The organism is Candidatus Halocynthiibacter alkanivorans, assembly GCF_003333265.1.
In the GTDB taxonomy this organism is placed as follows: domain Bacteria; phylum Pseudomonadota; class Alphaproteobacteria; order Rhodobacterales; family Rhodobacteraceae; genus Halocyntiibacter_A; species Halocyntiibacter_A alkanivorans.
Window position 1 is genome coordinate 17,717 of sequence record NZ_QOLB01000130.1, and the last position, 17,998, is coordinate 35,714.

General features: G+C 56.9%; 14 protein-coding genes. 5 read left to right on the forward strand and 9 right to left on the reverse strand.

The window, feature by feature from the left end:
* Nucleotides 1–17: 17 nt before the first annotated feature.
* The 7 genes from DWA01_RS16150 to cysQ form a co-directional block, all read right to left on the reverse strand.
* Complete coding sequence (locus tag DWA01_RS16150; RefSeq protein ID WP_114286837.1) at nt 18–1,433, reverse strand: nodulation protein NodH; 1,416 nt, start codon at nt 1,431–1,433, stop codon at nt 18–20.
* Nucleotides 1,434–1,435: 2 nt separating this feature from the next.
* Nucleotides 1,436–3,136 (reverse strand): DUF5927 domain-containing protein, encoded by a 1,701-nt coding sequence (locus tag DWA01_RS16155; protein ID WP_114286838.1) that lies wholly within the window; start codon nt 3,134–3,136, stop codon nt 1,436–1,438.
* A gap of 9 nt (nt 3,137–3,145) precedes the next feature.
* The gene (locus tag DWA01_RS16160) at nt 3,146–4,168 is read right to left on the reverse strand and encodes a glycosyltransferase family 2 protein (RefSeq protein WP_235008585.1); all 1,023 of its coding nucleotides are present in this window, start codon (nt 4,166–4,168) and stop codon (nt 3,146–3,148) included.
* 288 nt (nt 4,169–4,456) lie between these two features.
* Entirely contained in the window at nt 4,457–5,440 is a 984-nt protein-coding gene (galE, locus tag DWA01_RS16165; protein ID WP_114286839.1) for a UDP-glucose 4-epimerase GalE, read from the reverse strand.
* A 13-nt stretch (nt 5,441–5,453) separates the two neighbouring features.
* On the reverse strand, nt 5,454–6,347 hold the full coding sequence (galU, locus tag DWA01_RS16170) for a UTP--glucose-1-phosphate uridylyltransferase GalU (protein WP_114286840.1): 894 nt from the start codon (nt 6,345–6,347) through the stop codon (nt 5,454–5,456).
* 189 nt (nt 6,348–6,536) lie between these two features.
* A complete protein-coding gene (locus DWA01_RS16175; protein ID WP_114286841.1) occupies nt 6,537–7,337 on the reverse strand; it encodes a 3-deoxy-manno-octulosonate cytidylyltransferase family protein in 801 nt (266 codons plus the stop codon).
* A complete protein-coding gene (cysQ, locus tag DWA01_RS16180) occupies nt 7,337–8,134 on the reverse strand; it encodes a 3'(2'),5'-bisphosphate nucleotidase CysQ (protein WP_419187016.1) in 798 nt (265 codons plus the stop codon). Before cysQ ends, DWA01_RS16175 begins: the two co-directional genes overlap by 1 nt.
* A gap of 135 nt (nt 8,135–8,269) precedes the next feature.
* Between cysQ and DWA01_RS16185 the strand changes: the two genes are divergently transcribed.
* On the forward strand, nt 8,270–9,091 hold the full coding sequence (locus DWA01_RS16185) for an ABC transporter permease (protein ID WP_114286843.1): 822 nt from the start codon (nt 8,270–8,272) through the stop codon (nt 9,089–9,091).
* 1 nt (nt 9,092) lies between these two features.
* Here the strand turns inward: DWA01_RS16185 and DWA01_RS16190 are convergent, their stop codons facing one another.
* Entirely contained in the window at nt 9,093–9,716 is a 624-nt protein-coding gene (locus tag DWA01_RS16190) for an alpha-ketoglutarate-dependent dioxygenase AlkB family protein (protein ID WP_200832601.1), read from the reverse strand.
* 191 nt (nt 9,717–9,907) lie between these two features.
* On the opposite strand from DWA01_RS16190, the gene dnaK reads away from it, so the two are divergent.
* The 3 genes from dnaK to radC all read left to right on the forward strand — a co-directional run bounded on the left by dnaK (nt 9,908) and on the right by radC (nt 13,870).
* Nucleotides 9,908–11,830: a molecular chaperone DnaK gene (gene dnaK, locus DWA01_RS16195; RefSeq protein WP_114286844.1), complete on the forward strand. Its 1,923-nt coding sequence runs from the start codon at nt 9,908–9,910 to the stop codon at nt 11,828–11,830.
* A gap of 75 nt (nt 11,831–11,905) precedes the next feature.
* Nucleotides 11,906–13,060: a molecular chaperone DnaJ gene (dnaJ, locus tag DWA01_RS16200; RefSeq protein WP_114286845.1), complete on the forward strand. Its 1,155-nt coding sequence runs from the start codon at nt 11,906–11,908 to the stop codon at nt 13,058–13,060.
* 48 nt (nt 13,061–13,108) lie between these two features.
* The gene (radC, locus tag DWA01_RS16205) at nt 13,109–13,870 is read left to right on the forward strand and encodes a RadC family protein (protein WP_114286846.1); all 762 of its coding nucleotides are present in this window, start codon (nt 13,109–13,111) and stop codon (nt 13,868–13,870) included.
* A gap of 401 nt (nt 13,871–14,271) precedes the next feature.
* On the opposite strand, the gene secA is transcribed toward radC, so the two are convergent.
* Nucleotides 14,272–16,974: a preprotein translocase subunit SecA gene (secA, locus tag DWA01_RS16210; protein ID WP_114286847.1), complete on the reverse strand. Its 2,703-nt coding sequence runs from the start codon at nt 16,972–16,974 to the stop codon at nt 14,272–14,274.
* A 180-nt stretch (nt 16,975–17,154) separates the two neighbouring features.
* On the opposite strand from secA, the gene DWA01_RS16215 reads away from it, so the two are divergent.
* On the forward strand, nt 17,155–17,997 hold the full coding sequence (locus tag DWA01_RS16215; protein ID WP_114286848.1) for a peptidylprolyl isomerase: 843 nt from the start codon (nt 17,155–17,157) through the stop codon (nt 17,995–17,997).
* Nucleotide 17,998 lies beyond the last annotated feature (1 nt).

Here is a 17,998-nt window from a genome sequence, read left to right on the forward strand (position 1 = left end):
TGACCGCAGCAGCGGGCCTAACCGCTCCAGGGCGCAAATCCAAACATCATGTAATCCCGCTGATAGGCCGCTTTGACGGCGGCCTCGACGCTGTCATCCCAAACCTGCTCCAGCGCAAAGGGGCTGTCGGCGGCCACCGGTGCCATATCCGGCGCACTGAGGCCCATCTTTGCACTCAGATGGGTCAGATCCGCCGCGAGTTCATCTTCGCGGATCAGCAGGTCTGGTTGCATAAAACCGCCAAAGCCCTGCACGCAGGCTGCCTGCGTCGCCCAGGCCGGATCCACCCGCAGGCTGGTCTGGCCGGACAAGTTGCCTTTGACCCAGGCCGCAAACTGCAGAAATGCCGCGCGATGCTGCTCAATTGTGTACGCCGCACCCGGCACGCCCTTGGGCAGGGCAATATTGTATTTTTGCCGCAACATCTTGCGGATATCATCAAAACAATCGTCGCCCGGGTTCAGAATGTGCCGGCAAAACACTGCATGCAGCCGGGCCACCGGGTGGCGCAGAACGGTGAAACTGCGGTGCCCGGGGTGTCTCCGTTTCCACTGACGCAGCGTTTTCTGATTGAACCCGCTGAGCAGACCGCCGCCGACGGCCTCCAGCCACGCGGCAATCCGGTCGTCCGCCGCCCCTTTGAGCGGCAGGTACAACAGCCCGGCCTCGCGGCAAGCCAGCATCTGCGGCACCGCCGGCCCCCGCCGGGGTTCAAAATTGGGCGTGCGCCCCAGATCAAAATGATCGAAGTCCCCCAACTGGCCCATCATTTCGTCAAAATTCTGCACCTTGTCCCGCAGCGAGGACGGGTTCTGTACTTTGGTTTTGGTCGTGGGACGCTCTTTTTTATGCGCGACACCAAGAAAACGCGCCAGACCATCCAGCACTTCCAGATCCCGGATGTCTTCATAGTCCAGGTAAAACGCGGTCTGACCGCTGCGTTGCAGGATCCGGAGAATATCCAGCTGCCGGGCCTGCAACTGTGCCAGCAACCTTTCAAACTCGCCCTTGTCAAAGATGATCCTGGCGGACCGCGCATCTTTCATATCGCCCAGCCGCCACTGCCCGGTCTGCGTGGCAATTTTATGGGACACATAACTTTCAAGAGGATTGCGGGTCAGGATGATTTTGCCGCAACGCGCATTGCCGAGGATTTCTTCATACATCCGGGGCTCGTGGTCACGGAAATACCGGAACCCCGCCAAGCCGTCTGTCTTGTCGCGAACCGCCGCCAGCAGGGTCATCGGATCGTGATCCCGCGCCTCGCGCGTCACACCACACAGCGCATCCAGTTTTGGCCTGCCAATAAACGCGGGGTTATAGGCCTCCCCAAGACAGGACAGCCCCGGATAATCATTGAGACTTTCTTCCAGAAAGTTTGACCCGGTGCGCATCTCTGCCAGAACGACAAAATAATCAAAGTTATTGGACATAATCACGATTTCACAACATAGGCCCGCCGGCGTAATTGCCGCGGTTCAAACGCTTCGCCAGTCATCGGGTAGTCGCCGACGGAATAGGGATGCATGCCCTGGTTCTTAAGGTTTTGCAAAAACCGGCCGAATCCGTTCAGATCCACCATTTTTGGCGCTTCACTGATGCGCTGCGTTGCCCTTGGGCCGATTTCATCCAGCACCGATTGCAACGGCTCCATCGGAGATTCAATAAAATCTGCCATCGACCAGACCCGGACCCGCGCTCTGGCATGGGGCGATTGCAGCGCCTGCATATGATCGTTTTCAATCCGCTGCAGCCGCGCGGCCTCTTTGCGGATCTGGTCAAAATTTCCCTTTGAGCGGAACAGCGCCAGCGCCCAGGTGCCGGTGATCACCGATATCTGCGCATTCGGGTCCTCTGCCATCAGCCAGGTCACCTCCTGATTGTCCCGCGGGCTGAACTGAAAACACTGGCGTTCGCCGCGGGTGTTCCAGATCAGACTGGTCAGAAAAGCCTTCGCATTATAGTCGCGAATGTCGCCTGAATGACTCAGCGCCCCGGTGAACACAGCGCCCCCGCCGTGGAACTGAACATCCCCGGGCGCAAACAGATGGCCATGCACACGCGCATTGACCACCTGGGACAACCAAAGGTCAAAGTTTTCAAACAGATCACTGAAGCCTTCAAATACCGAATATGGCGCACAAGTTTTGACCTGTTCATGCCCCCACCTGGGAAACCGGCTTTGCATATAAAGCCCGGGCCGTCCCTTGGTGCGCCGCTCGACCGCCTTGGAAAAAATGCGGTCAATTTTGCCAGGATTTGGTTCGGCGTCATGCATCAGCGTCTGACCGGGGGCCAGAAAGCTGTCATAGAGCCGATGCGCATGGGGCCAGATTTTGCGCGCCACAAAACAATCTGAACGCCGCAACAGCTGCAGGTGATCGTCATAAAAGACATGCGGTTTGCCCTCAAAATCAAATTTTGACAGCGTCAGAGAGCGGCTTTCGATATGGTCCGAATACAGCCGGACCAGGGTCTGATAATAACTTTCATCCGGAATCCAGACCCGCGAAAAATAGCGGTCATAGATCTCACGGTCCGGATCCTCGAGGATCGCCGTCAGAGTCTGACGGGTCAGGCACCACCACTGAGATCCCAGATGCGGCACCAGACCTTCGGGCATACGGCGTTTGATCCGCAACTTGCGCTGCAGCGCCACATAGGCGTCAAACGCGCGCCGGTGCCGCTTCCAGGACAGCGGAAAACGCAAGGTGAACCGTTCTGCATCCAGGCCGCCAGTGGTCCAGGGCACATCTTCAATGGTTGCCGATTCGATAAAATCAGTGCGCGGCCGTCCACTCAGATAGTCGATCAGCTCAGACACCGGTCGCAGCGGCAGGCAGGACCCGGAAGCAAGATAGACATGCTGCACTTGCGCAAACCGCGCCAGCATCAGGGCCGACGCTGTCTGTGATGCCGCGACCAGGGACCAGGTGCCCCACTCGCACCGGTGCCGCTCACTGAACAGAATATCCGGCAGATCGTCCAGAGCAGCGACAAAGGATGCATAACCAGAGCGCGAGACCCGCTTGTCCACATGGATCACCACCGGGCAACCACTGTCGGACCAGTGCCGCGCTACCTGCGCCGCCCGCTCCAGCGCGGTATGCACCAGCATGACTACTCCAACACTCATATCCGCCCCTCAGGCCCAGTTGCCCTTGGACATCAGCCCAAGAATTTCCAGCTGACGCCAGTTGATGTATTTTTCCGACCATTTGCACCACAGGTCCGGGCTGTGCTGCAATACATCGTGATAGGCGACATATTCTTCGCTGTTGCCAAAATGCTGGCGGCGCTGCATTTCCTCCCGGGTCTTTTCACCAATGGTGTGCAGGAATTTGGTGTGCAGCAAAACGCCCGAGGCTTTTTCACCACCCCACTGGTCATAGACCTGGTTCAGCTCGCGCGGCAGCAGCGCATGGGTAGAACTGACATAGGCGTAGCGCCGGTTCCATTTCACCAGCGGTGTTTTGTTCAGTGAAGGGGCGCGGCGCGGCTGGTCGGGGAAAAATTTGCGCGCCCGCACGCCGCCCTGAATCCACAGGTTGTGCAGCTCCGGATGGCGCTCCATCATATAGTTGCCGCTGTCAAACCAGGACAGGATTTCAAACGGATCCTGGCCGGGCTCACAGGTCTGCGCGTCCAGCGGGCCTTTGGGATACATGTCGAGCATCAGGGTGCCAAAACTGCGGATCGAGGAATCGTCCAGCCAGTCGGTCAGCGCCCGCAAAGAGCGGGTATCACAGAACGGATAGACCAGAATTTCATCCGCATCGACCGTCAGGCACCAGTGGTTATGGCCATATTTAATCTGCAGCCAGGTCAGCCAGTCCACACCAAAACGCGACAGCTTGTAACTTTCGGGCGTGGTCCACAGCGACACATCCGGCTGTTCGCGCAGATATTCTGCAGTGCCGTCATCACTTTCATTGTCGACAAACAGGAAATGGTTGACCCCCAGAGCACGGTAATACTCAAGGAAATACGGCAGACGGACCATTTCGTTGCGCACGGTAGAAAAGGCGAGAATGGAGTCCGCTTTGATCCGGGAAGTGCGGTTTTCAACCGGATGTAATTGCCGGCGTTTGCGAAACGAGCGAAACAACAACCGGCGCCGTTTCATGCGCAGCCGCCCGGCGATGCGGAGCGATTTGGCGATCCCCATTGATCAAAAACCCCGGTAAAAAACAGGATCACCGCAGCCGGTCAACCGTGTACAAACGTAATAGAACCGCTGCATTTCCAAACCCTTGCTGACACCTGCGTTGACCGCTTACGACATGGTCACGACCAACCTACACCTAATAAATTTCACGCACAATAACATGAAAAGATATCTATTGTTTCCCCGTTTCAGGAAGCTGAAACCGCCGCCCGACAGCGCCTGAAGACCAGGTCAGGGCCGGTGCCAGACATCTTGCAGCCCTGGATCAGTGCCACCACTCAAACGGTATTATTTATCGTAGTGCCCATTCTGGTGCCATCTCCAGGCGTCGCCGATCATCACCCCCAGCGTTGAGCGTTCCGGCGTCCAGCCAAGTTCCGTCATGGCGCGCACACTGCCCGAAACCAGCTTGGTACAGTCTCCGGCCCGGCGCGCGCCCTCAACAACCGGAACATCCCTGTTGGTCACCGCCCGGCTGTGATCAATCACTTCCCGAACGCTGAACCCTTCGCCGGAGCCGAGATTAAAGATCCGGTTGCCGCGCCCGTCCTGCAGCCATTTCAATCCCAGAATATGGGCGTCCACCAGATCACAGACATGCACATAATCGCGGATACAGGTGCCGTCGGGCGTATCATAATCGGTGCCAAAAACTGTCAGCGCCGGACGTTTTCCCGCAATCGCATCCAGCATCAGCGGAATCAGATGGGTTTCCGGCTGATGATATTCACCAATCTCGCCACCAGGATCACTGCCCGCCACGTTGAAATAGCGAAAGATCACATGGGTCAGACCATGGCTGGCGCCAAAATTCCGCAGAATGTCCTCAATCGCCCGTTTAGACGCCCCGTAGGCGTTGATCGGCAACTGCGCGCTGTCTTCATCCAGCACCACATTGTCCTGATCACCATAGGTGGCACAGGTGGAAGAAAAGACAAAATTCTGACAGCCCGCCGCAACCGCTGCCTCAATCAGCGTCAGCGACCCCATCACATTGTGGCGCCAGTATTTCCCCGGGTCCTGCATCGATTCACCAACCTGGCTTAAGGCGGCAAAATGCATCACGGCGACAGGCTGGTATCTGGCGAAAACCGCGTCCAGAGCGGCGCGGTCGCTCAGGTCCCCCTGCTCAAACGGGCCGAACTTAACCGCGTCTGACCAGCCCGTGGACAGATTGTCAAAGGTAACCGGAATAAACCCAGCAGCTTGCAGGGCTTTACAGGCATGGGAGCCGATATAACCCGCCCCCCCGGTGACCAGAACATGCTGCATCAGAAGCGCGCCCTCATTGCGCGGCCTTACGCTGCGCCATTATTTCATAAAGGTAAGCAGATAATTCGTCTTTCAGATCGTCGCGCGCCAGCGCAAATGCCACTGTTGCCTGCAAAAAACCTGCTTTGGAGCCGCAGTCAAAACGTTTGCCGTTGAAGCGGAATCCATACACATCACGGCCCTTCTCGATCTCAAGCGCAATCGCGTCCGTCAGCTGAATTTCACCGCCGGCACCGCTTTTGATCTGATTGAGATTCTGCATGATTTTTGGTGACAGAATATAGCGCCCGATGACCGCGAGGTTTGAAGGCGCCGTGCCCGGTGCTGGTTTTTCAACCATGCCTTTGACCGACACCAGCTGCCCGTGCCCCTCTTTCACATCCAGCACTCCATAAGAAGAGGCTTTGTCCGCCGGCACTTCCATCGCTGCCACCATAGAGCCACCGGTTTCCGCATAGGCTTCAACCATTTGCTGCAGGCAGGGTTTTTCTGCGGCGATCACATCATCCGGCAGGATAACCGCAAAGGGCTCATTGCCCAACAGGCGCCGCGCGCACCAGACCGCATGTCCCAGGCCCAGCGCTTTGTGCTGACGCATATAGGCGATCGCGCCGCTTTCCATATTGGTGTTTTTAAGCAGTTCGAGCAATTCGTCCTTGCCCTTGCGGCGCAGCTCCTGCTCCAGCACCGGCGCATTGTCAAAATAGTCCTCAAGCGCGCCCTTGCCGCGCGAGGTCACAAAAATGAACTCTTTGATCCCGGCGGCGCGCGCCTCGTCGATCGCGTATTGAATCAACGGCCGGTCCACCAGCGTCATGATTTCTTTCGGGATCGACTTTGTTGCCGGCAGAAACCGCGTACCCAGCCCGGCAACAGGAAAAATCGCTTTGGTTACTTTCCGTTTCATTCCACTGTCTCACTCGTCAATAATTCTGCCCCGGAATGCTCCGGCGATCAATAATTCAATTCGTATTAACGGTAAACCAAAACGGTTACCGCACTCACTCACAGACCAGGAATTCCTTGCAACTGGCGCAGATTTGCAACGGGGCCGCTTATTTGTCGCGCGCCCCGCCGCACCAGCCGCACCAGAAGATTATTTCGCGCCCATTTCTGCCAGCATCGCTTCGATCCGGGGCACATCACCTGGGTTGTTCAGCTCCCAGAACTGGCGCCCCCGTGCCTCGACCTCAACGCAGAGAACCGGACGTGCCTGTTCCAGAAACCGCAGCTGCTCCAGGCCTTCAAGCTTCTCCAGCGGACCTGCAGGCCACTTAGGATAGGCCGCAAGCGCCGAGGGCCGGTAAGCATAAACACCGACATGATGGAACACCGGCGTCTCATCGCCATCAGCATATTCCTGCCCGGTGTAGGGGATCACCTCTTTGGAAAAATAGAGCCCGTTGTTGTCAGCCCCAAACACCGCCGTGGTGCCCCCGACACGACCAGCGCGGCGATCGGCCAGAAAACTGTTCACCGCGCGCCCGTCACAACGCAGCACCGGGGTGGCAATATCGGCGGTTGGATGGGCCCGCAGTTCCCGCACCAGATCCTCCACAAACCAATGTGGTGTCAGCGGCGCATCGCCCTGCAGATTGACCACGATGTCAAATCCACCACCCAGATTTTCCAGCGCCTCAGAACAACGTTCAGTGCCATTGGCGCAGGTTTCAGAGGTCATCACCACGTCTGCGCCAAAAGCTTCGCAGGCCTCTTTGATACGCGCGTCATCGGTGGCGACAACCACACGGTCAACCCCGGAGACCGACATCGCGGCTTCCCAACTGCGTCGGATCAGAGAGCGCGCTTCACCATCTGCACCCCGCAGCTCAACAAGGGGTTTGCCCGGATACCGGCTGGAGGCAAAACGGGCAGGGATCACAATAAGAACTGACATCAGGCTTTTTTCAACTCCACACCAGGGGCATAGGCAATAAAAAACGGATTGGCATAGCTTTCTTTACCATAGGCAAGCGGGCTGTGATCATCAAAACGCACCACGTCACCACCGGCACCCAAAAGCACAGCATGCCCCGCAGCCGTGTCCCACTCCATGGTGCGGCCGACACGGGGATAGATATCCGCTTCGCCAGCGGCGATCAGACAGAATTTCAGCGACGAGCCCGCCGATTTGCTGTCCGCAACCGCATATTTACCGATGTAATCGTCCGTCGCCTGATCGCGGTGGGATTTTGACGCCACCACCAGCAACGCCGCATTGTCCGGCGTCGACACCGACATTGGTGTCAGCTTGCCAACGCTGTCTTTGTCAAAGTCACCGGTCTCCTCAACCGACTGGCCACTGGCGTCGGTGAAAAACATCCGACCAATGGCCGGCGCATAGACAATGCCCCGCACCGGCGTGCCGTTTTCAACATAAGCGATATTCACCGTGAATTCGCCGCGACGCTTGATGAACTCCTTGGTGCCATCCAGCGGATCAACGATCAGGAAACTGTCAGCGCGCAAAGCGTGCGACTCCGCCTGCTCTTCCGTCACCAGCGTAACATCCGGGAATTCAGCCCTCAGACCGGCTGCGATAATCGCGTCTGCGGCCTCATCGGCGGCGGTCACCGGGCTGTCATCTGATTTTGAGCGGACATCAAAATCATCTGAATTATAGACGTCCATAATTTTGTCACCGGCCTCAAGAGCAAGACGGCGCATGACGGGTGTAAGGCGGGAAAGATCCAAGATGAACTCCATTCGCAGTGCCGGTGGCACATTCGTTGTAATACGGCTTGGCCCCCCTTATGATGTGACACTAAAGGAACGGCAAGATTTCCGTGGCATAATTTGCAAATCGCAACCGGCAGGACAGAATCAGGCATGTTTGAACGCACTCACCGACGATCTTCCTTCGCTGCCTCCCTGTCGATTATCGGATTGATACACCTCAACACGGTGCGCCAGATCCGTAAAAATCATGGAAATCCGTTGCTTGGCCTCATGCTGAACATGATGAAAACCATTACGATGGTGCTGATATTCTACTTTATGTTTTCCATCCTCGGGCTGAAAAGCAGCGCCATCCGGGGTGACTTTCTGCTCTATATCATGTCAGGAATTTTTCTGTTCCTGACTCACAACAATGCCATGAGTTCTGTAATCGGATCCGAAGGGCCGACAGCCGCAATGATGAAACACGCGCCAATGAATACGATCGTTTCGATCTCTTCTGCCGCCCTCAGCTCTTTGTACCTGCAGCTTCTGACAATGGTGCTGATCCTGTTCATCTATCATGTCGCTTTCAGCCCGGTGGTGATTGATGATCCCGTCGGCGCCTTTGCAATGGTCTTGCTGGCCTGGTTGTCCGGTGTAGCGGTGGGGCTGTTGTTTCTGGCGCTGAACCCCTGGGCACCAACGTTAACAGGCGTTTTTTCCACGATTTATGCCCGCGCAAATATGATCACCTCAGGAAAAATGTTTGTCGCCAATCAATTGCCGGCAAATTTGCTGGTGCTGTTTTCATGGAATCCGCTGTTTCACACCATCGACCAGGCCCGCGGCTTTGCATTTGTGAATTACACGCCACATAACAGCTCCGCGATGTATCCGGTCTATGTCTCTGCGGCGCTGATTATGGTTGGTCTGCTGGGCGAGTTTTACACACGGCAGCATGCATCGCTCAGCTGGCAAGCGGGCAAATAACTCACGCCACCACCCGCAGGGTGACGTTGATACGCCCACCCGCTGGCAGCAGCCCCGAGCTTTGATAACGGATACGGTCCACGCCGTGCCAGACCAGACGCTTGTCCCCCTGCAGCAAAACCACGTCACCGGAGCTTAGCCACAGGCTTTCGGTTTTGCCACTGCGGCTGGTATTTCCAACCCGGAACAAACCGTCATCCCCCAGCGACAGTGACAGCACCGGCCAGGAAAAATCCGCTTCATCCCGGTCCTGATGCAGCCCCATCTTTGCCCCCTCGCTATAAAAGTTGATCAGACAGCAGTCTGGTTCCCGGGTCAGCCCGGTCAACTGGTGCCAAAGCTTTAACAACTGCGGGGGAATTCCGGGCCAGGGCGTGCCCGACGGGTGTTCCGCCAGATAGCGATACCCGGACCGGTCGGAAAACCAGCCGAATCGGCCGGCGCTGGTCATCCGCACAGACATTGCCTTGCCACTTGCCACTACCGGTGTGTAAAGCGGTGCCGCCTGCACCACATTCCGCAGCGCCATAACCAGGGATTTCTGTGCTGCGGGTTTGAGTAACCCTTTGTAAACCGGCACCCCCCGCAGCGTCACATCCGGTTTAACGGCCCAAATTGCATTCATTTTCACCAATTCCGCGCAAAAGACTCTCATTTTCACAGGTTCTGGCCCTCACAGGTGCTTGCAGCGACCAGGCCCCAACCTTATATAGCTCAGCGAAGCACAGACTGAACTATTTTGGTCTGAACTATGGGATCGGGGACGGGTGCCGCAACGGGCCTGAACCTACAACATCGCCAAGAAGGATTTTGACCATGGCCAAAGTCATCGGTATCGACCTGGGGACAACGAACTCCTGCGTTGCCATTATGGACGGCGCTCAGCCGCGCGTCATCGAGAATGCAGAAGGCGCACGCACCACGCCTTCGATCGTCGGTTTCACCGACGGGGAACGTCTGGTGGGCCAGCCTGCCAAACGTCAGGCAGTCACAAACCCCGAAAACACTGTTTTCGCAGTCAAACGCCTGATCGGCCGTCGTCTGGACGATCCGAAACTGGCCAAAGATCTGAAACACCTGCCCTATAACGTCATCGACGCAGGCGCCGGTGACGCCTGGATCCAGGCCCGTGGCGAAAAATACAGCCCGAGCCAGATTTCTGCCTTCATCCTGGGCAAAATGAAAGAAACCGCCGAGAGCTATCTTGGCGAAGAAGTGACACAGGCCGTGATCACCGTGCCTGCGTATTTCAACGACGCTCAGCGTCAGGCCACCAAAGATGCCGGCAAAATCGCCGGTCTTGAAGTGCTGCGTATCATCAACGAACCAACCGCCGCTGCACTGGCCTATGGTCTCGACAAAAAAGAAACACGCACCATCGCTGTGTTTGACCTTGGCGGCGGTACCTTTGATGTCACCATCCTGGAAATCGACGACGGCTTGTTTGAAGTAAAATCCACCAACGGCGACACGTTCCTCGGCGGTGAAGATTTTGACATGCGCATCGTGTCCTACCTGGCCGACCAGTTCAAAAAAGAGAACGGCGTTGACCTGACCAAAGACAAGATGGCGCTGCAGCGGCTCAAGGAAGCGGCTGAAAAAGCCAAGATCGAACTGTCTTCCAGCCAGCAGACCGAAATCAACCAGCCGTTCATCTCGATGGACCCCAACGGTGGTCAGCCATTGCACATGGTGATGAAGCTGACCCGGGCCAAGCTGGAAAGCCTGGTTTCTGATCTGATCAAAGACACCATCAAACCGTGTAAGGCTGCGCTGAAAGACGCCGGTCTCTCCACCAGCGACATCGACGAAGTCGTGCTGGTCGGCGGTATGACCCGGATGCCGCGCGTCAAAGAAGAAGTCACCAAGTTCTTTGGTAAAGAACCACATCAGGGCGTAAACCCGGATGAGGTTGTGGCCTCTGGTGCCGCGATTCAGGCCGGTGTTCTGCAGGGCGACGTGAAAGACGTTGTGCTGCTGGATGTGACACCTCTGTCGCTTGGTATCGAAACGCTCGGCGGTGTCTTCACCCGTCTGATCGACCGCAACACCACCATCCCGACCAAGAAGTCTCAGGTCTTCTCGACCGCAGAAGACAACCAGAACGCTGTGACCCTGCGCGTATTCCAGGGCGAACGTGAAATGGCGGCGGACAACAAGATCCTCGGCCAGTTCAACCTGGAAAGCATTCCGCCCGCACCCCGCGGCCTGCCGCAGATCGAAGTCTCCTTTGACATCGACGCCAACGGCATCGTGGAAGTCGGCGCCAAAGACAAAGGCACCGGCAAAGAGCAGAAGATCACTATCCAGGCTTCTGGCGGTCTGTCGGATGCGGACATCGAACAGATGGTCAAAGACGCGGAAGACAATGCTGAAGCGGATAAAGAGCGCAAAGAGTTGATCGAAGCCAAAAACCAGGCCGAAAGCCTGATCCATTCGACCGAAAAAGCAATGGAAGAGCATGCCGATAAAGTGGATCCAACCACGATTGAAGCGATTGAGCTGGCCATTGTTGCGTTGAAAGATCAGCTTGAAACCGAGATTGCCGAGAAAATCAAATCCGGTATTCAAAACGTGACCGAAGCGGCAATGAAACTGGGCGAAGCCATCTATAAGGCAGACCAGGCCACCGCGGGTCAGGAAACCGAAGTTGAGCCTTCAGAAGAAGGCCCTGCCGGCGTGGACGATGACATCGTGGACGCCGACTTTGAAGATCTGGACGACGACAAGCGGGGTTAATCCCCGCCCAGGGTCCGACATGTCAGCCCGGGATGAATTCCCGGGCTGACAGACGTGTTCCCGGAAGGTAAGGCCATGGCAAAACGTGATTACTACGAAGTCCTGGGGGCTTCTAAGGGCGCATCAGCGGACGAGTTGAAGAAAGCCTATCGCTCCAAAGCGAAGGAACTTCACCCGGACCGGAATTCCGACAATCCAAATGCGGAATCCCAGTTCAAAGAGGTGAATGAGGCCTACGACATTCTCAAGAATGTCGAAAAAAAGGCTGCCTATGACCGGTATGGTCACGCCGCTTTTGAAGGTGGCAACGGTGCCAGCGCCGGCCGACCCGGCCACGGTGGGCAGGGTGATTTTTCATCTGCATTCTCAGACGTATTTGACGACCTGTTCGGCGACTTTATGGGCGGGCAGCGTGGCGGCGGTGGCCGCTCGCGGGCGCAGCGTGGCTCAGACCTGCGTTACAACCTGCACATCAGCCTGGAAGAGGCTTTTACCGGCAGCCGCAAAACAATCAGCGTGCCCACCTCGGTCACGTGTACCCCCTGCACCGGCACCGGTGCCGAAAGCGGTGCGGAGCCCCAGACCTGCCCGACCTGTTCCGGCATGGGCAAGGTGCGCGCACAACAGGGGTTCTTTACCGTTGAACGGGCCTGCCCGACCTGTGCCGGCATCGGCCAGATCATCAAAAACCCGTGTAAATCCTGTGGTGGCGCCGGCCGTGTCGACAAAGAGCGCTCGCTGTCCGTGAACATTCCCGCCGGTGTTGAAACCGGCACCCGCATCCGCCTCGCCGGCGAAGGCGAGGCCGGCATGCGCGGCGGACCTTCAGGCGACCTTTATATCTTTATCGAGGTCAGAGAGCATGCGCTGTTCCAGCGCGAAGGCGGCGATCTGTTCTGCAATGTGCCTGTGTCGATGAGCACTGCTGCGCTGGGGGGCGACATCGAAGTGCCCACCATTGACGGTGGCCGCAGCCGGGTAAAAATCCCTGGCGGCTCGCAATCCGGCCGCCAGATGCGTCTGCGCTCCAAAGGCATGCCAATGCTGCGCGGTGGCGGCACCGGTGACATGTTCATCGAATTGTCGGTGGAAACGCCAGTCAACCTGACCAGCAGACAAAAAGAGCTTCTGCGCGAATTTGAAAAACTTGGCGAAGACAACAACCCGTTCAGCTCGACCTTTTTTAACAAGGTCAAAAGTTTCTGGGACGGGATGAAAAGCTCTGGTTAACACGCGTTAACCAATTGTTCAGTGTTTCGGAGGAGCCTTGTCATCATTATGACAGGGCTCCAGCCGTCTTTATTCAGTGATATTCCCCAGTCCGCACTGGCGGAGGATGAAACCGCTGTGCCGGTCGGCTCCCCGTATCCCTCCTATATCCGCGACCATCGTCAGCGCTTGCGCAGCCGGTTCCTGCGCGGCGGTGCAGCCGCCATTCCTGACTATGAAATGCTGGAACTGGTGCTGTTCCGCGCTATCCCCAGGCGGGATGTAAAACCACTGGCACGGGCGCTTCTGGAGCAGTTTGGCGACTTCAACCGGGTGCTCTCGGCCCCGGCGCCGCGGCTGGCCGAAATCAAGGGCATCGGCGAATCGGTTATCACTGAGCTGAAAATTGTCGAGGCAGCGGCGCATCGCCTGGCACAATCCCGCATCCTGCAGCACCAGGTGCTGTCGGACTGGGACGCCTTGGTTACCTACTGCCATACCTCAATGGCACACCGGGAAACCGAACAGTTCCGGGTGTTTTATCTCGACCGCAAAAACGTGCTGATTGCGGATGAGGAACAGGCACGTGGCACCGTCAACCATGTACCGGTCTATCCGCGTGAAGTGGTCAAACGGGCGCTGGAGCTGAATGCCTCCGCGCTGATCCTCGTGCACAACCATCCTTCCGGCGACCCGACCCCGTCACAAAGCGACATCGCGATGACAGAGCAGGTGCGCGACGCGGCTGCAGCGCTGGAAATCACCCTGCACGACCATCTGATCATCGGCAAATCCCGCGAACTCAGCTTTCGCAGCGCCGGCTATCTTTAACAGCGTCAGATTTCGCACCCCGGATCCCAGCGCCGCCTTGCAACACAGGCAATCGCTGTCGGGTCTCCAGGCGGATCACAGCCCGGACCAATGCGGTCAGACGAGACATCAGTCTTAAGACCCTTCCTGCCCGCCGCATCGGAAACGCCGGTCAACAGACACACCGCCCGGGCGCGGCCCGCCCGGCAAACGGTCTGACACGCTCAATGGCCGCCGCTGAGCACCTGATCTGCACTACAGCACCGTGCGGCAAGGCAGACGCGGTGCACAGGCCAGACGGCGCTGTTACACGCCTTGCGGTGCTGCCGTCACCCACCCGGCGCGAAAGCCACACACGGCACAAAAAAGCCCCGCCGATCCGACCGGATCAACGGGGCTTTGATGTCATCTGTCGGCGGCGGTTAAAACTTGCCGTGACAATGTTTGAACTTTTTGCCCGAGCCGCAAGGACAGGCGTCATTGCGCGCCGGGTTGCCCCAGGTCTCAGGGTTTTCTTCGTCAAACCCGTCCACGGCAGATTCGGCGTCAGCGGCAGATTCTACCGCCCCGGCGCCAGCCGCTGCCGCTTGCATTGCCGTCTGCTGCGCCACCATCTGGCGCATCATCTCAGCCCGCTCTTCTTCGGTCATCGGACGCACCTGACAGAGCTTCTTGGTGACCTCAGAGCGCAGCCCGTCCAGCAGGTTGCCAAACAGCTGGAACGCTTCGTTTTTATACTCATTCAGCGGATCACGCTGCGCATAACCACGGAAGCCCACAACCGAGCGCAGATGCTCCAGCGTCAGAATATGCTCACGCCATTTGCTGTCGATAATATTGAGCACAAAGTTCTTCTCAATATTGCGCATGGCTTCGACACCAAACGCTTCGGTCTTTTCAGCCATCATTTTATCAGAGGCGTCATAGAGACGTTCGCTCAGATCTTCGTCATCCACCCCTTCCTCAGAGGCCCATTCAGCGACCGGAAGTTGCATATTCAGATGTTCCGCAACCGCCGTCTGCAAACCCTCCGTATCCCACTGATCAGCGTAGGATTTCTGCGGGATATAGGTGTCGATCAGATCATCGATCGCCTGATGACGCATATCCGCCACGATCTCTTCGACCTCAGTGCTTTCCATGATTTCGCGGCGCTGGCTGAAGATCACCTTGCGCTGGTCATTCATCACGTCGTCAAATTTCAGCAACTGTTTGCGGATGTCAAAATTGCGGCCCTCGACTTTGGCCTGGGCGCGCGCCAGCGATTTGTTCACCCAGGGGTGCACGATGGCTTCACCTTCTTGCATCCCAAGTGAAGACAGCATTTTATCCAGCCGCTCAGAGCCGAAAATCCGCATCAGGTCGTCTTCAAGCGACAGGAAGAACAAAGACTTACCCGGATCCCCCTGGCGCCCGGACCGGCCACGCAGCTGGTTGTCGATGCGCCGGCTTTCGTGGCGCTCGGTGGCCAGAACATACAAACCGCCAGCTTCAAGAACCCGGGCTTTTTCATCCGTGTGCTCGGCTTCGGTTCTGGCCCGTATTGCTTCGCCATCCGCATCCGGATCCGCTGCAACCGCCTGCAGAATCATCATCTCGGCATTGCCACCAAGTTGAATATCAGTGCCGCGGCCGGCCATATTGGTGGCGATTGTGACCGAGCCAAAACGTCCCGCATCCGCCACGATCTGCGCTTCTTTTTCGTGATGACGCGCGTTCAGCACGTTGTGCGGCAGCTCCACTTCACTCAACATTTTTGACAGCATCTCAGATTTTTCAATCGAGGTGGTGCCCACAAGGACCGGCTGACCCTTTTTGTGGGCGTTCTGAATGGCCTTGACCACCGCTTCGAATTTTTCACGTGCGGTGCGATAGACCCGGTCGTCTTTGTCGAGACGCTTAACCGGCCGGTTGGTGGGCACTTCCACCACACCCAGGGAATAGATTTCGGCAAATTCATCGGCTTCAGTCGTCGCCGTGCCGGTCATACCACCCAGTTTTTCGTACAGGCGGAAGTAATTCTGGAATGTTACCGACGCCATTGTCACGTTTTCGGGCTGAATGTTCAGACCTTCTTTGGCCTCAATCGCCTGGTGCAGACCTTCGGACAAACGTCGGCCAGCCATCATGCGGCCGGTAAATTCATCAATCAGCATCGCGTCGCCATCGCGCACAATATAGTGCTGGTCCTTGAAGAACAGCTTGTGTGCACGCAGACCCTGGTTGATGTGATGCACGATCGTGGTGCTTTCAGGGTCATACATCGACTGCCCCTCGGGCAGTATGCTTTCCGTCGCGAGAAGCTCTTCGAGGAATTCGTTGCCTGCCTCGGTGAACGTCACAGATCGGGATTTTTCGTCGACCTCATAATGCTCTGGCAACAACGACGGGATCAGCTTGTCAATGGTGACATAGAGGTCGCTGCGGTCCTCGGAAGGTCCGGAAATGATCAGCGGTGTACGCGCCTCATCGATCAGAATCGAATCAACTTCATCCACAACCGCATAGTTGTGGCCCCGCTGCATCATCTGCGACAGCTCGGATTTCATATTGTCGCGCAAGTAATCGAAACCCAGCTCATTGTTGGTGGCATAGGTTACGTCACAGGCATAAGCGGCGCGTTTTTCGTCATCCGGCTGCAAAGGCAGGACGGCGCCGCAGGTCATCCCCAGCGCCTCAAACACTTTGCCCATCCATTCGCTGTCACGTTTGGCGAGGTAGTCGTTGACGGTGACAATATGCACACCATCGCCGCTGAGCGCGTTCAGATAGGCCGGGAGAGTCGCCACGAGGGTTTTGCCCTCACCGGTTTTCATCTCTGCAATATTGCCCTCATGCAGAAAAATTCCACCCATCAGCTGGGTGTCAAAAGCCCGCAGGCCAAGCGCACGATGCGCTGCTTCCCGACAGTTGGCAAAAGCTTCCGGCAACAGATCATCCAGCGCTTCACCAGCTTTGGCGCGCTTGCACAACTCTGCCGTCTTCGCTTTGATTTCCGCGTCGGAGAGCTTCACAGACCCGGGCTCCAACGCATTGATTTTTTCAATCAGAGGCCGTGTTGCCTTGATCTTACGATCATTCGCGGTGCCAAAGACTTTTTTGGCAAGTGTTCCGATGCCCAGCATGTTTTCTCCGCTATATCGCGCAATTACAAGATCGTGAGAGAGGAAAGCTTGCCCGTTTCTGCTGTGCCAAATAGAACAACGGAGGCGGGCGTCCTTTCAAAGACCACACAGCGATGTAAGGGCCCTCACAGTTACTGTCAACATTGCTGGCCAAAGAGCCGGCACAGAGAGGACCAACAGATGTTCAAACGCACCAGCTTCGCGGCGTTGGCGATTGCCATTTCCACGACCCTTCCGGCCTTTTCCCAGGTGCCTGACGCCCAGACCGTGGTTGCCACTGTCAACGGCCAGGACATTACGCTTGGCAACATGATCGTTGTACGCCGGGGCCTGCCCGAGCAATACCAGTCCCTGCCTGACGATGTTTTGTTTCAGGGCATTCTCGACCAGTTGGTCCAGCAAACCGTTCTCAGTCAGAACGCAGGTGAACCCGATCTGGCGACACGTCTGCTGATTGAAAATGAAAGCCGGGCGATGATTGCATCTTCGGTGATTGAAAAGATCGCGGCCGAACCCGTAGCAGAAGAAGCGATCCAGGCGGCGTACGAGACCCGTTTTGCCGATCTGGAGCCTGGTCGCGAATTCAATGCGTCGCACATTCTGGTTGAATCTGTAGAAGAAGCCGAAGCGCTGATCGCCGAACTGACGGAAGGTGCAGATTTTGCCGAACTGGCGAAAGAAAAATCCATGGGTCCCTCCGGCCCCAACGGCGGCCTGCTGGGCTGGTTTGGCACCGGCATGATGGTAAAAGAATTTGAAGATGCCGTTGTCGAACTGGAAGTTGGCAACACATCCGGTCCGGTGAAAACACAATTTGGCTGGCACGTGATCATGCTGAACGATTCCCGTATGCAGGAAGCGCCCTCGCTCGATATGATGCGTGATGAGCTGACCGCTGAACTCCAGAATACCAATATCGAAAAACGCATTGCTGACTTGACCAGCGCCGCCGATATTGACCGTATGGAAGACAGCGAAATCGATGCGGCCCTGCTGCGCAATTTCGACCTTCTGAACAACTAAA

Excerpts from the sequence above, each read along its gene's own strand:
- DWA01_RS16150 (WP_114286837.1), bottom strand. The coding sequence starts at position 1,433 with ATGTCCAATAACTTTGATTATTTTGTCGTTCTGGCAGAGATGCGCACC.
- DWA01_RS16155 (WP_114286838.1), bottom strand. The coding sequence starts at position 3,136 with ATGAGTGTTGGAGTAGTCATGCTGGTGCATACCGCGCTGGAGCGGGCG.
- DWA01_RS16160 (WP_235008585.1), bottom strand. The coding sequence starts at position 4,168 with ATGGGGATCGCCAAATCGCTCCGCATCGCCGGGCGGCTGCGCATGAAA.
- galE (WP_114286839.1), bottom strand. The coding sequence starts at position 5,440 with ATGCAGCATGTTCTGGTCACCGGGGGGGCGGGTTATATCGGCTCCCAT.
- galU (WP_114286840.1), bottom strand. The coding sequence starts at position 6,347 with ATGAAACGGAAAGTAACCAAAGCGATTTTTCCTGTTGCCGGGCTGGGT.
- DWA01_RS16175 (WP_114286841.1), bottom strand. The coding sequence starts at position 7,337 with ATGTCAGTTCTTATTGTGATCCCTGCCCGTTTTGCCTCCAGCCGGTAT.
- DWA01_RS16185 (WP_114286843.1), top strand. The coding sequence starts at position 8,270 with ATGTTTGAACGCACTCACCGACGATCTTCCTTCGCTGCCTCCCTGTCG.
- DWA01_RS16190 (WP_200832601.1), bottom strand. The coding sequence starts at position 9,716 with ATGAATGCAATTTGGGCCGTTAAACCGGATGTGACGCTGCGGGGGGTG.
- dnaK (WP_114286844.1), top strand. The coding sequence starts at position 9,908 with ATGGCCAAAGTCATCGGTATCGACCTGGGGACAACGAACTCCTGCGTT.
- dnaJ (WP_114286845.1), top strand. The coding sequence starts at position 11,906 with ATGGCAAAACGTGATTACTACGAAGTCCTGGGGGCTTCTAAGGGCGCA.
- radC (WP_114286846.1), top strand. The coding sequence starts at position 13,109 with ATGACAGGGCTCCAGCCGTCTTTATTCAGTGATATTCCCCAGTCCGCA.
- secA (WP_114286847.1), bottom strand. The coding sequence starts at position 16,974 with ATGCTGGGCATCGGAACACTTGCCAAAAAAGTCTTTGGCACCGCGAAT.
- DWA01_RS16215 (WP_114286848.1), top strand. The coding sequence starts at position 17,155 with ATGTTCAAACGCACCAGCTTCGCGGCGTTGGCGATTGCCATTTCCACG.